The sequence below is a fragment of the Candidatus Chloroploca mongolica genome, from assembly GCF_004762035.2.
Taxonomy (GTDB): domain Bacteria; phylum Chloroflexota; class Chloroflexia; order Chloroflexales; family Chloroflexaceae; genus Chloroploca; species Chloroploca mongolica.
Map to the genome: position 1 here is coordinate 34,601 of NZ_SIJK02000023.1, position 13,909 is coordinate 48,509.

The window sequence follows — 13,909 nt, forward strand, 5'->3', positions numbered from 1 at the left end:
AGGAGATCTTATGGGTCATATCCCTAACATGGGTTCCGGTCATCTCTGGCGCATCACCATTCCTGAATCACGACCGATGGTGCCAGCGAATGATGCCGCCTGGTGCGCGAGTCTACGCCGTCACTTGAGCCACGCGCCCCTGACGAGCGTGCGTGTACGCATTGGCTCAACTGAGCGCTGGTATGTTGTCAGTGAGGGATGTCGCGGCTGTGTACGTGACGCCTGTGAGCTTGGCTGCCGTGGCGAATTTCTGCGCCGCATGCTTGCTGAACATTGGCCCGATCTGCGGCTCCACCTGATCGCCAACGGCTTGGCCGTGCGACCATATACTCGTGTGGTTGGCGCTCTCCCATCACGCACGAGCGATCTCCAGGCCATTCTACGCGCACCGTGGCACGAGGCTCGCTGGCAGGTGCAGTGGCATACCCGCCGCTCAAGCCCCGACCTGCACGTCAATCTCATCCTGGCCGTCGGCGACGATGGGCCGGATCCCATCACCGTACTGCGCCAGGCGGGCTGGCACGTTCTTCCACTCCCAGGACTACTGGCGCAACGGTGGATGACGCCACCGCTTCCCTCAGGGTTGCCCATCAGTGGTCGGTGGCGACAGCAGCCTGTGCTCTTGCTTCCAGAAGACAATGGCTTCGCTATCGAGTCAACCAACCGGCCAAGTAGCCCGGCTCCCGCACAGCAGCTTGAGCACGCCTCGAACCCCACCGACCCAGACTCACCTGAGCTCCCGGCCACCCCTGAACCCGCGCAGCAGCTTGAGCACGCCTCGAACCCCACCGACCCAGACTCACCTGAGTTCCCGGCCACCCCTGAACCCGCGCAGCAGCTTGAGCAGCCAACAACCTCTGACGTGCATGGGGCACCTGATCGCCTTGATGCGACGTTGACCACCTGGCTCACTGCAATCCTGAGCCAACCAGCGGAGCCTTTGGCTCCACCTGAGGCGCAGTCCAGTTTGGGGCAAACATCCCCGTGGCCCGCTGGCCCCGGCAGCCTGGCTGACCCCGCTGCCCTCGGCACCGTCGTCGCCCAACTCGTCCAGGAACCCAGCTTTCAATCCTCCCGCAAAGGCCAATCCGGGTTGTCCAAAAAGCGCCTCGTCCGGCTCGCCCATCCCAGCCTCAACGACAGCATCGCCCGCATCCTGCTCGTCTGGTTTGACCGCGCCGGGGTGCTCGCCCCGCCCGACAGCCCCAGCCTGCCCTGGCGCACGCCCCGCCCCTTGGCCGTCACTGACCTGACCGCGCTCGCCGCCGCGTTGCAGGCCACCCCCCTGCCCACCGCCGACGATGCGCTGGCTGCCTTTGGAGGTGACCCGTCATGAACCCACCGGCCTCGCCCCGCACCCCACGCAGCACGGCCCGCGCCCCGGGCCGTGGGAACCGCCCCCAGCCCCCGCTCGGGCAACGGCCCCCCGCCCCGCCCTGGGCCAAGCTCGGCGCATGGGCGCTCCTGTTGCTCAGCCTCAGCCTGCTCATGGCCCAGGCCCCGCTCCTGCGCTGGGCCGACGCCCAGCCCGTGACCCGGCTGAGGCTGCCTGCCCCGGCCTTCCCCGGCCTGACGCCCCAGGGGGCCGCCGACACCCTGCCCAGCCCCGATAGCCCACCCCGCCGGGACGAGGCTGACCCGCCCGCGGGCCTGGCAGCCCTCCCCAGCCTGGGCGCGGCCCTCATCCAGGCCATCCTGCGTGGCCCCGGACGGCGCATCCTTGAAGCCCTCGTCGTGCTCGGCCTCAGCCTGCTCGCCCTCGAACTCATCCTCGCCGCCGGGGTGCTCGTTCTGCAGACCAGCCTCCGGCCCACCCACGGGCGGTTGACCCTGCGCGTGCGCGTGCCCATGCCCAGTGCCAGCCGTGCCACCCCCACCGGGGCCGACCTCTTCCGCGCCCTCCACCGCCAACTTCCGGTCAGTTCGCCCTGGTTGGGCCGCAGTCCCACCGTCAGCCTCACCATGACCGCCCACCCGGACGAACCCGTCACGCTGGGCGTCGTGCTCACGGGCGGCACCGGCCCCCAGCGCGACCGCTGGGCCGCCGCGCTGCGCAAGACCCTGCTCGGCCTGGCCCCCGACGCCGTGATCGAGCGCTGGCCCGACCCACTCGCCGCCGCCGCCACCCCCGGCCGCACGCTCTGCCACGCCACCTGGCACCTAGCCCTGCCGCCCTGGTACCCCTTGCGCAACGCCGCTGACCACGACCCCGGCACCAGTCTCGTCGGGCCGCTCATGGCCGCCATGCAGCCCCGGCAGGGCGTGGCCCTCACCGCCGCCGCCCTGACCATCCGCCCGCGCCCGGATGATAGTCACCTCGCCCGAGGCTGGCGGGCCAGCGCCCTCCGCCGCATGCTCCGCCTCAGCAGCAAACAGGACTACGCCCTCAGTCCCGATGGCCGCGCCCTCGAAAGCAAACTCGGCAGCCCCACCTACGATGTCACCTTGCAGGCCGTCGCCCTCGCCACCAGCCCCGCGACCGTCGCCCAGGCCCACGCCGAACTCGCCGAACTCCACGCCGTCTTGGGCCAGTACGCCGCCCGCAGTGGCAGTCGTGTCCAGCGCTGGGTCGGCGGCCAGCCCCAGACCCTCCCGCTCCCGCCGACGTTCTGCCCTGACCCGCCCGGCTGGGGGGCACGGCTCGGCATGCTCGCCCGCAGCCTCGGCGTCAGCCTGCTCGCCGGGTACGGCCTGCATGCCCTCCCCCTGCCGCCGACCAGCGTCCCCGCCCCCGTCCTGACGGGCCTGCTCGCCGCCGCCCTGGGCCTGGCAACGCTCGCCCTCCTGCAACGACGCAGCGGGCACCACACCCGGCAGCGCCTCGCCACCCTGCTCGCCCGCCCCATGCGAGCCACGCCCCCCCCGGCCTGGCTCGGCCCCAGCGCCTGGCGCGGCCCGTGCATTCTCAGCCTCGACGAACTCGCCGGGCTCTGGCATCTGCCCACCGCCAGCCTGGGTTCCCTCGTGGCCTGGTTGCCCGCCCGCTATCTGCCGCCCCCGCCCGAGGCCTTCTGTGACCCGCCCGATCCGCACGCCACCACGCCCCCCGCCCGGCTGGTGCTCGGCATCGGACGCCACCGCGACGACCAGGACGCCCCCATCGGCCTGCCGCTGCGCGATGCCCGGCAAGGCCTGGCCTTCACCGCCCCGCCGGGGATCGGCAAAACCCAACTCGCCTCGAACCTGGCCGACCAGTTGCGGCCCTGTGGCTATACGCTCATCGACGGCAAAGGCGATGATGCGGGCAACCTCGCCACCGTCATGCGCACCCGCATCCCGCTCGCCGACGAAGGCCGCCTCATCGTGCTCGATGTCCTCGATGACTGGCCCGTCGGCCTGAACCCGCTCGCTGAAGTTGACCCTACTGATCCAGCTGCACTTGATCAGGTACTCGGCCAGATGGAAGCCATCTTCGCCCGCCTCGACCCCGAAACCTGGGCGCGTGCGCCCCGCATGAAGAACTATCTCCGCAAGGCCACCTTGCTTGTTCTGGCTGGGGAAGCGCATCCCACCATTGCCCACATCAAGCAAGCCCTGCTCGATGCGCGCTACCGCGAGCAACTGCTGCCCCATTGTCACAATGTCGAGGTGCGCGACTTCTGGCACATCGAGTTTCCGCAGATTGGCGAGCAGCAAAAAGTGAGTCGTGATGCCTTGATCAGCCGCTTCGATATGCTGCTCGACTCCGAACTCACCCGCTATCTCTTCAACCAGATGACCCCAGCCCTTTCGTTTCGCACCGTGATCGCCGAACGTCAGATCGTGCTCGTCCCCTTGCCCCATCGCGCCCTCGGAGCACTGGCCGGGCCTGTTGGCATGCTGCTGTTTCAAGCCTTGATGCGCGCCGCCTTCAGTCGTCCTGGCACCGACCTCACCCGCCCCGAGTATGGCTTCATCGGCGACGAGTTCCAGGTGCTCGTCGAACACTGTGATACCAAAGATATACGCGATGCCTTGACCCAGGTTCGGGCCTTCGGCATCGTGACCATTATTGCGAATCAGGTTCACCGCCAATTGGGCGATCTTGCCGATTATGCCCTGACCGCCATTTCCAACCGCATTCTCCTGCGCACCCAGGAACCCGACGCAACCATGTATGCGCGACACTATGCCGAGAGTGGGATCACGGCATCGGATATTGCTGGGCAAGACCCGCGTGACCATCAATATGCATGGATTGGCGTTCATGGACGCCTGACCCGCCTCTTCTCAATGCGCCCACTGCCCTGGCGTCAACCATTGACGCTCGACGTGCCACCCTATGATGGCCCTCCATGGCAGACCGTGCCGCCAACAGCCTCGCCTACGCCTCTGTTTGACCGCGTCGTGTGTGACCTGATGTATGGTGATCATCAGCTCCATCGCGAGGCCATCGTTGCTCAGTTAGCCGCCTGTGATGACGAACGCTGGCATATGCTACTTGCACGCTGGGATGCCATTCGCACCACCCATTGGGCCTACATTCGCGCCCATCCCGGTTGCATTCCCGATACACCCACGCGCCAGCAATGGCTTTCCCGGCTCATCGCCGCACGCCCCCGTCTCCTGGCAATGGCTGAGTATGCGCGCATTCGACACGCCTTGACTGGTGATCCCGCTCAAGCTGGCAGCCTATCGGTACCCCGCTATCCTGGCAGCAGAGCGCAGAGTCATAGCCTACGGCACAACGATGAAGGTCGCGAGTCCCGTGCCACCCAACAACCCCATCATCAAGAACTCGAGCAACGTCAACCACCTCGCCTGATCCGCGCCGAACCTGATGATGTTAAGCACCCGTACGAAATGGAGGAACCCCATGTCTCATGATCGCCAGGATGCGCCTCTTGCGCTCCATGCACAAGAAGAGGAACTGCCCATGAATTGGGGTACCCAAGGGCAGTGCGCATATCGCAGGCACGTGCTAGCACCAGTGCTGGCACTGGTGCTAGCACCAACCAGACGTGCCCGTATGCGACTTCTGCCGTCGCCCAGACGTCATCGTAACCGGTGCCCAACGCACCGGGACAGGCTTCAGGTGGGAACGTTTTTCCCTGTTTCCCACCGGGCAGATCGGGGGGCCTTTACCCGTGATCTGCCCTGCAACGCCGGGCCTGGGAAACGTTTTCCCGGAAAAAGGGCCGCACAAGGGGCTTCATGCCCGCTTCGTTTGCGGTTCGTCTGGGCTTCGTTGCCGCTTCGTTTGCGGGTCGCTGACGCTTCGTTTGCCCTGTTTTTCCGCGTCCTGATGCAGAAGGGCCAGATCGACGCTCCGGCAGGGGCGATTGAAAGACGGGTTTTTCCGCTTTTTTCTCCGACCATGGACGACACCATTGATGTTCACAACGTGCTGATCTCCCTCGCCTGGCTCGGCGAACTCAGCACCAGCCACATCCACCGCCTGTGGATGGGTACGCACACCCTGCGAGCCACCCAGTATCTGCTGCGTGGGCTGCAAGACGAAGGCATCATTGCGCGGCGACAATGGGCACGCTGGTTACCGCATTGCTCAACGCCGGTGCGACAGGCAGCGCTCTGGTCAGTGACCCGCAAGGGACGTGACCTGATCCGAGCACACGACCAGTATCCACCCGAGTATAAAGAGCCCCGTTCACGCAAGATGGCCCTGCACGACTCAACGACTAGCGAGGCGATTGTGCGCATGATTGAACTTGGCCGTGCCTACAACTATGGCAATCAACGAGGCCTCAGCGGGCTCTATATCGAACGCGAAGTCCGCCTCGATCCCGCCAGGAGTCGTCCACTGATGGATGCCCTGATCATCATTACGCTTGGTGGCACGTTCGACCATCCCAACCTCGTGCCCTGGTCACGCGACCCAACCTTGCCCGGCGAACGCCGCGTGCGCTACGCCCTTGAAAACGACCGCGACACCGAACCCGCGACCGTGATTGCGGGCAAAGCAGTCCATTATCAGCACGCCGGTACCCCCGCCTGGGAACAACGCTACGGCCGCTTTCCCTTGCCGATCTGGCTTACCCCATCGACCCGGCGGCTCGAACACATCTTGAATCTCTGGCGCGACGCCTGGCCCGTGGGCAAATGGATTATGACCACGGATGCCTGGCTGCGCGATGATTATTGGCTTGAATGTGACCGGGGGTTGGTCAGCGAGCGCAGTCTGTTCTCCGCTCCACCACGCCTTCGCCCCACCCTGAGTCCGGAAGAGGAGGAACGCCTACAGCGTATGTTACGGATAAAGCGCTAACAACGACACCTGAATCGCTTGGCCCCCCGGGGACAATTCGTCCCGTCTACACCTAATAAAAGGAGAAACTTCCATGACCAGTCAAGCAACGGAGCGCACGCTCAACCACGTCCGCCTTGTCGGGACACTCGATACCCAGACCATCTCGCGCCGCGAGGCCGCCAACCGCCCCGAGGTGGTCGCCAGCAGCCCCGGCGAACGCCCCCGCGCCACGCTCGTCCAGCGCGTCAACGATGTCCAAGGCACCGAACAACGCGCCGTGCTGCAAGTCCCCTCGCCCTTTGGCAAACCCTTTCAGATCACCCTCCACCTCGAAGGCAACGTCGCCGGCAGCGAGCTGCTCACCGACGCCGCCCCTGGCACCCTGCTGGCTGCCGAGGGCGAATTGGAATGGGTGCAGACCACCGACCCCCGCTACGCCCTCGACCTGACCGAGCGCGGGCGGCGGGCCAGTGAACTGCACTTCCGCGCCCGCAGCCTGGCCCTCGCCACCGCCGACGACGAACCCGGCTGCGATGTCTGGCTCACTGGCACCGTGCTGACCACGACGCGCATCCTGCGCCACCCTGACCGCCCGGTGCGCATCGCCGTGACCACGGTGCGGGTCGTCGTCGAACGCACGCGCCGTCACAGCCGCGCCCGGCTGAGCGAACCGGCCAACGTCGCGGTTGCCATCCCGCTTGACCACCCAGACGCGCCGAACCTAATGCGGGCGGGCAACGAGGTCTGCATTGAAGGCATGCTGGAACGCTACCTGGTACCGCTGCGCGGGGTGGAGGTTGACCGGGCGGTCGCGGCGCTGGATGCGAGTTGGCCGGACGAGCAGGCCGCCGCCCGCAGCCCGCAGGCCCTGCGCGACGCCGAGCGGCGCTACGCCCGCCAGCGGCGGCGCTTGCAGGAGACGACGCGGACGCGGGTGATCGCGGGCTACGTGGCGCTGACCGCAGGCAGCCCGGCGAGCGTGGCCGAAGCGCAGGCCTTGCGCAGCGCCCAGCAACGCGCCCGCCAGGACGACCGCCGCGCCCGGCAGCGCCCGCGCCGGATCGTCGCGGCGCAGGCCGGGCCAGAGGATCCGACCGATGACGTGATCGCGGCCCCCACTGACCAGGCCGCCCAGGATGGCACACCAGCGGCCTCGACGCTCGCGGATCAGGCCGCCCAGGACACCCTCACCACCACGCCCAGCCACGGCCCAGCGGAAGCCAGGCTCGCTGACACGCCAGCGCCCACCGAGGAGGCAACACAAGCCACATTCACCGACGCAGACGCGCCCAACGAGGAGGTCACAGGTGCCGTCACTTCTGCGGTAACCTCGGTCTCCATACCTGCACGTACCAGCAAGCCACGCACCCCCGATCGCCAGGAATTGACGAAGGACGTATAACAGCATTGACGTTGTAGGCAGGACGTAGTAGAATCGGCCCCATCATCATCCTCACATCGCACCGGCCAGCAGGGCAACCCGGGTTCAATGGGTTCTCCCCGTGCTTCTACACCTGTCCTATGCAGAGAGAGGAACCAGTGATGGAAATGACCAAACCCGAGTTTGAGCGCTCATCGAACGCCAGAGAGTCTTCGCCAGTGCAGGTACCGCGAGAACCCCTTCAGGTCACGATTCGCGAAGCAGCCGCACTACTCAGTTACGACCCACGGACGATCCGCCGCCTCATCACCCAGGGCGAACTCACCGCCATTGGGCGAGGCAAATTACGCCGCATCGCTATGGCTGATCTGCGAGCGTATCAGGTTCGGAATCGGTGTTAACATGGGCAAGCGCAAAGGCCGTTCCAACGGCGAAGGCTCAACCTACGAATACCCAAAAGGGTCGGGCAAGTGGATCGCCCAGATCTACCTCGAAAATGGACGTGCCATTCGACGACGCGCCGGGAGTCTCCGCGAGGCGCGCGCCAAACTGCGGGAACTCCAGGATCAACACCTTCAAGGGGTCGATCTGGCGATGACCCAGCCAACGGTTGCCGAATGGTGTGCGATCTGGCTCAACACCTTCGCCATCAATTTGAAACCCAACATTCGCGAGGACTATCAGGGCGTCATTCGGCGCTACATTGAGGATGCGCCACTGGGCAAGAAGCGGCTCAACAAGCTCACGCCCATCGACGTACAGGTCTGGGTCAACCAGTTGTGTACCCAGATCGCAGCCCAGACCGTACGCAATGCCCATGCCCGTTTGCACAAAGCACTTGCCGTCGCGGTACGTCAGCGGTATATTATACGTAACGTCGCCGAGAACATCGAACTTCCATCAGTGCGTACACCACCCATTCTGCCATTTGACCTTGAACAGGCCCAGACTTTGCTCAAAGCCGTTGAGGGTCATCGCTGGTACGCACTCTATCGCCTGGCCGTCAACCTGGGTTTACGCCAAGGTGAGTTGCTTGGGTTGACCCGGGACGCGCTGGATCTTGAGGCGGGAACGCTACGGATTTGCCGTCAACTGCAACGCATCACCAACACCGAGGGCAAGCGCGTCTTTGTCTTGCAAACGACCAAAACGCGCGCGGGGGAACGAACCCTTACGCTGGATCAGGCTCTGGTGAAAATCCTGCGCGAGCATGTACGTGTTTTGGACGAAGAACGGGCCCTGATGGGCACGGCCTGGAAAGATCGCCACCAGCTGCTCTTTGTCACCGAAACGGGGGCACCCATTCATGGCTCAGACCTTGTCCAACATTTCAAGCGCATGCTAAAACGGTCTGGGTTACCAAGTAAACGCTTTCACGATCTCCGCCACACCGCTGCAACCCTAATGCTAACTGATGGGGTGCCGTTGGTAACGGTCGCGAAAATTCTGGGGCACAGTTCCCCAGCGATAACGGCAGTCATCTATGCCCATGCCCTGGATGATGCGAAAGCAAGCGCTATTGCGGGGTTATCACAGAAGTTGGAGCAGTCCGATGCAGGCATCACTCACACCATCACTCACACCAGCCCTCAAGACGACGGCGCGCCCCTCAAGGAGGGGCGCGTTCCAGAGCATCCCAATGCTGGTGCCGGAGACGGGACTCGAACCCGTAAGGGGTTGCCCCCAGCGGTTTTTAAGACCGCAGCGTTTGCCTTTTCGCCACTCCGGCTGACGTTCCCCTGATTATACCATGCGATCAGCCCTGCGCTCGCTTCCGTTGCCGCCGCGCTGCCATCACCCCCTGGTCAACAACCGGTTCAGCTTTGCTGAACCGGTTGTTGACCAAAATCTACTCCCCGGCGCTGATCCGTAAGCCGATGATGCCGCCGATCAGCATGGCTAACGAGATGAGCTTTAACGCGTCCCGTGGTTCGCCAAGCCAGATCATGCCGACAATGGCGGTGCCCGCTGCGCCGATGCCTGTCCAGACGGCGTACGCGGTGCCCACCGGTAGCGTGCGCAAGGCGTAGCCGAGCAGTCCCATGCTCAGGCTTAAGGTGATGATGAAGCCGATCGTTGGTCCCACTTGCGTGAACCCTTGCGTCTGTTTTAAGAGCAAGGCCCACGCCATTTCCATTAGGCCCGCGATGATGAGGACAATCCATGCCATTTCGTTCTTCCTTGCACGTCATTGGTCTTCAGTGAACTGGGGTTACGCCCCAAAACCCTGCCCAGGCGCTGCCGCAGCACGATCAAGTGTTCACACTTCTCCTGGGAGCGAGGGCGTCCCGCCCTCGGGATGCCTTCGAGGGCGGGACGCCCTCGCTCCCAGGCTTGCCTGTTGCCCCAAACGTGAACACGTACCAGCACGACACCCTTTTACAAACCCGTTCAGGTTGCTATATAATACCCCAGGACAATCCGCTCAAGCCAACGGTTGACGCAAAGACGCTAGGACACAACCCTGCGTTCAGCTATTTCCTATTTCCTATTTCCTATTTCCTTGCCTTAACCCCAAGGACACACGCGATGTTTGACAGCCACATCCTCTTCTTTCCTGTCACTGATCTTGCGCGTAGTTATCAGTTTTACAGCCAGATTCTAGGATTAAAGCTGGTGCTCGATCAGGGCGGTATTCAGATCTATCAGGTTGCGCCCGGTGCGTTTGTTGGTCTCTGTCAGCACGAGCAGGGGCCGCTCGCTGCTGATGATCGGTTGATTGTGACCCTCGTGACCCCCGAGGTTGATCATTGGTATGAGCGCCTCGCCACTGGCGGGGTTTCCGTCGATGCTCCGCCCCGCGAAAATCCGCGCTATCAGATTTATCATTTCTTTGCCCGCGATCCCGATGGCTATCGCGTCGAAATCCAACGCTTTCTCCATCCGTTTCCGTGACGGCTCGAGGAGTTTGACGCAAAGGCGCAGAGGCGCGAAGGTCTGATCTAGCTCCATCCATAGCTTTGCGTCTTTGCGTCTTTGCGTCTTTGCGTCAACACGGGTCAACCTTTTGCGCGTACAGAATTGAGGGAACTGTTATGTCTAGCCAAACAAGTCCACGTCGGGTCGCAATTGCTTGCCAGGGCGGGGGCAGCCATACGGCCTTTACGGCCGGGGTGCTGAAGTCGTTGCTGCGTGATGAGGCCCATGGCCGCTATCAGATCTGTGCGTTGACTGGTACCTCCGGTGGCGCGATCTGCGCCGCCCTCGCCTGGTATGGCTTGATCAAGGTGGAACGTGGCGAATGGCAGCGTGAGCAGATTAGCGCGACCCTCCAAGATTTCTGGCTCGATAATGCGCCTCAGTTGCCATGGGAACGCTTCTGGAATGATTGGACGATGACGTTGTTGAATATGCAGGTGCGCGGCAAGCTGCCAGCCCTGAAGTCGAGTCCGTATACGCCGCAGATGGTGCTGGCAAATGACCTGCTCAAGCAGTTCGCGCCTCGCCCAGAATTCCTCGATCTGCGGATGTTGCTGGAAAAGTATTTTCATGTCGATGAAATACAACAGCCGGTCAATCAGCCCCGTTTGTTGCTTGGCGCGATTGCGGTTCTGGCTGGTACGTTTAAGGCCTTCGATTCGATGAAGGCCGAGATTAGCGTTGATGCGGTGCTGGCGTCAACGACCCTGCCGACGCTCTTTCAGGCGATCAAGATCGATGATGAAGTCTATTGGGACGGGCTCTTTTCGCAGAATCCGCCGGTGCGCCAGCTTGTTGTGGGCATTGATCCGGCGCTCAAACCAGATGAGATCTGGGTGGTGCGCATTAATTCGCAGCGCATTAGCCAGGAACCAACGAGCATTGAGGAGATCGAGGATCGGCGCAATGCACTTGCTGGCAATCTCTCGCTCAACCACGAACTCGATGTGATTAACAAGGTTTCAAAATGGGTGCGCCAGGGGCAACTCAAGGATCTCGGGCTGAAAGCAGTGGATATTCACTCGATTGGGATGAGCCCGGAATTGAATGCACGCCTCAGTTATATCTCGAAGCTGAACCGTGATCGCGCTTTTCTGCTGAATCTGATCGCCGATGGCGAGGCTCAGGCTGATGCGTTTCTTGCAAACTGGAATGCCAATGTCGCTACAACCTGAGCACCGTTCCTCGTCGATGCTCGGTTCAGTAGGTGAGAAAATCCGCCATGACGTCGCCCGCCTGCTGGTTCTGCTGCGGGGCACCTACGCTGCCTTCAAAGACGATGGCGGCCGTGCCCTCAGTGCGGCGCTGGTCTACTATAGTACGCTCTCTATCGTGCCGCTCCTCATTTTGATTATTTCGCTGCCCGGTCTCCTGCTCCGCATGGTTGATCCGGTCGCTGCTGAACGTTTTGTTCGTCAGATTACGGATCTCGTTGGCCCGACCTTCGCCGATATCTTGACGACGTTCCTCGAACGGGTGCAGAATCAGTCGCTGCTCGTGGCCGGGGTGAGCATTGGGATGCTGCTCTTTAGCGCCTCTTCGGGCTTTCGCTTTCTCCGGTATGCCTTTCGCTGGATCTGGCGTAACGAGCAGCTCGTCCCTCCCACGCCTTCTTCGCTCGGACGTCTCCGCGCAACCCTGCCAGGGCGTATCGTTGATGCCTTGATCGCGTTTGGCATCGTCTTTGTCGCCCCGTTGATCGCAACCGTTGGCTTGATTATCTATCTCCTGCTCAGTCTTGCCCGTGCGTTGCTCAACGATCTGCCCATGATCGGCAGTACCCTCAGTTCACTGCTCGCTCCGTTGATCTTGCTCTTTATCTATAGCCTGATCTTCATCCTTTTGCTCTGGGTGATGCCCCCTGTCCTGTTGCGCCTGCGCGATATTGTCGTGCCCGGCTTTGTCTGCGCCGTTGCGGTGTTGATCACGACCTATGGCCTCGGACTCTATATCCGTTTTTTTAGTGGCATGAGCATTTATGGTGCGATCGGCACGATCTTTGCACTGCAACTCTGGACCTACATCAATGCCATTGTGCTCTTTAGTTGCGCCGAGTTGACCAAGTTGCTTGTGCGTAACGTTGCACCCACCTGATTTCTTCCAGGATCTCTTTGGCCGCGCTGTCCTCCCCGTTGGCAACCCCTGGTTGCCTTGATGCTTTGCCCTGCCAATAAGGCGGGATATTTGACGCAAAGGCGCAGAGGCGCGAAGGTTTGATGGATCTGCATCCACAGCTTTGCGCCTTCGCGCCTTTGCGTCAAAAGGTATTGCTTCTCGCCTTACCTGCCCGCTACCTCAGCCAAGCCTCGCGGCAAGCTCTGGTGCTGAACGCGCAAGGTCGTTCCGCAAGCGCGCGAGCGCCAGATCACCCCCTTTCGCTTCGAGCATGATGTCAAATGATGGCAAGCCACGCGCTGCAACCAGTAACCTGATCAGGTCGCCTGGGGCAATGAAGTCGGCATGTTGCCCTACCCGCGGCGCAACAATGCGCATCGGTGTCCCGGCCCGCCCCGACAAGAGGTGCGCCTCAGTGCGCTGCGTGCTCAGGTGAACCTCGGGCCGCGTCCCCGGCGGCCAGGTCGCCAGCGCCAGCCCGAGCGCAAGAGGCAGGCTGAAGCCCTCTGGGTTGTGCAGTTCCCAGTGCAACGTGTCAAAGACAAGCGGGATCCCGCACTGCTCGTGCAACATTAGCAATTGCCCAAGACTCGGCCCGTTGGCTTCATGCTCCAGCGCCAGACGCGCCCGCGCCCGCGGCGAGAGTGCCCGGTAACGCAGCGCAAAGCGACGGTAACTCAGTGGATCATCCGCCGCCGCTCCCAGATGCGCGACGACGATGCCCTCGATTTGCGCTGAACGGCGCTGCCCATCGAGTGCCGCGAGCAGCGCCGCCGCTGCCTCGATTGTCGCCGCACTGCGCTGCGCAAGCTCGGCATCAGCGCTCGCTAGCGTTAACCCATGCTCAAGGTGCAGCGTGATGCGGAGGCCCGCCTCTGCAACTCGCTCGGCCAGCAGATCGAGTTGATCGGCACACGCCGCCAGTTGCCCAAATCCGTCGCGTGCCGTGAGCACCAGCGCTGCGCGGTAGTAGCGTACCTGGATCTGCCCCAGATAGCCCACCATATCCCCGAGCCGTGCGAGATCAAGGCTCAAATGTGCCCCTCGCTCGCGCTTGCCACCACTTGCTAAGCCCGGGCGCCCAATTGCCCGCACGACAAAACCCAGTCGTACCATGCCAGACCTCCCTAGCCGAGGGGTGTTTATACGTTTCCGTGTAGATTATACCATAGGTATGTCCGTGGTATCGGGCGGCCTGGCCGCCCGATACCACGGACATACCTTGTTTGACCAGGGCGATTGCATCTTCTGTGTATGCATCCCGCAAGCGCCCTACTTGTTTGACGCTCGCTCCTTGACAAGCACAA

10 protein-coding genes, 1 tRNA gene and 1 pseudogene are annotated in these 13,909 nt (G+C 62.8%); 9 read left to right on the forward strand and 3 right to left on the reverse strand.

Annotated features, from left to right (window positions below):
* The first annotated feature begins 10 nt into the window (after positions 1-10).
* The 6 genes and pseudogenes from EYB53_RS13550 to EYB53_RS26630 all read left to right on the forward strand — a co-directional run.
* Positions 11-1,336: a hypothetical protein gene (locus EYB53_RS13550; protein WP_135478760.1), complete on the forward strand. Its 1,326-nt coding sequence runs from the start codon at positions 11-13 to the stop codon at positions 1,334-1,336.
* Complete coding sequence (locus tag EYB53_RS13555; RefSeq protein WP_135478762.1) at positions 1,333-4,806, forward strand: hypothetical protein; 3,474 nt, start codon at positions 1,333-1,335, stop codon at positions 4,804-4,806. Before EYB53_RS13550 ends, EYB53_RS13555 begins: the two co-directional genes overlap by 4 nt.
* A gap of 340 nt (positions 4,807-5,146) precedes the next feature.
* Positions 5,147-6,205: a replication-relaxation family protein gene (locus tag EYB53_RS13560; RefSeq protein WP_135478764.1), complete on the forward strand. Its 1,059-nt coding sequence runs from the start codon at positions 5,147-5,149 to the stop codon at positions 6,203-6,205.
* Positions 6,206-6,278: 73 nt separating this feature from the next.
* Positions 6,279-7,589 carry a hypothetical protein gene (locus EYB53_RS13565; protein ID WP_135478766.1) on the forward strand — a complete coding sequence of 437 codons (1,311 nt, stop codon included), beginning with the start codon at positions 6,279-6,281 and terminating at the stop codon, positions 7,587-7,589.
* Between the two features lie 140 nt (positions 7,590-7,729).
* Entirely contained in the window at positions 7,730-7,969 is a 240-nt protein-coding gene (locus EYB53_RS13570; protein ID WP_167857399.1) for a helix-turn-helix domain-containing protein, read from the forward strand.
* 193 nt (positions 7,970-8,162) lie between these two features.
* A pseudogene (locus EYB53_RS26630) lies at positions 8,163-9,008 on the forward strand (tyrosine-type recombinase/integrase); the annotation flags it as partial.
* Between the two features lie 203 nt (positions 9,009-9,211).
* Here the strand turns inward: EYB53_RS26630 and EYB53_RS13585 are convergent.
* Positions 9,212-9,297, reverse strand: a tRNA-Leu gene (locus EYB53_RS13585).
* Positions 9,298-9,417: 120 nt separating this feature from the next.
* Positions 9,418-9,738 carry a DMT family transporter gene (locus tag EYB53_RS13590; RefSeq protein WP_135478773.1) on the reverse strand — a complete coding sequence of 107 codons (321 nt, stop codon included), beginning with the start codon at positions 9,736-9,738 and terminating at the stop codon, positions 9,418-9,420.
* 359 nt (positions 9,739-10,097) lie between these two features.
* On the opposite strand from EYB53_RS13590, the gene EYB53_RS13595 reads away from it, so the two are divergent.
* From EYB53_RS13595 to EYB53_RS13605, 3 genes are all read left to right on the forward strand, one after another.
* The gene (locus EYB53_RS13595) at positions 10,098-10,463 is read left to right on the forward strand and encodes a VOC family protein (protein ID WP_135478775.1); all 366 of its coding nucleotides are present in this window, start codon (positions 10,098-10,100) and stop codon (positions 10,461-10,463) included.
* Between the two features lie 140 nt (positions 10,464-10,603).
* Positions 10,604-11,662 (forward strand): patatin-like phospholipase family protein, encoded by a 1,059-nt coding sequence (locus EYB53_RS13600; protein ID WP_135478778.1) that lies wholly within the window; start codon positions 10,604-10,606, stop codon positions 11,660-11,662.
* Positions 11,646-12,581 carry a YihY/virulence factor BrkB family protein gene (locus EYB53_RS13605; protein ID WP_167857400.1) on the forward strand — a complete coding sequence of 312 codons (936 nt, stop codon included), beginning with the start codon at positions 11,646-11,648 and terminating at the stop codon, positions 12,579-12,581. The genes EYB53_RS13600 and EYB53_RS13605 overlap by 17 nt, the downstream gene beginning before the upstream one ends.
* Before the next feature lie 201 nt (positions 12,582-12,782).
* On the opposite strand, the gene EYB53_RS13610 is transcribed toward EYB53_RS13605, so the two are convergent.
* Complete coding sequence (locus tag EYB53_RS13610) at positions 12,783-13,718, reverse strand: apurinic/apyrimidinic endonuclease family protein (protein ID WP_135478789.1); 936 nt, start codon at positions 13,716-13,718, stop codon at positions 12,783-12,785.
* Positions 13,719-13,909 lie beyond the last annotated feature (191 nt).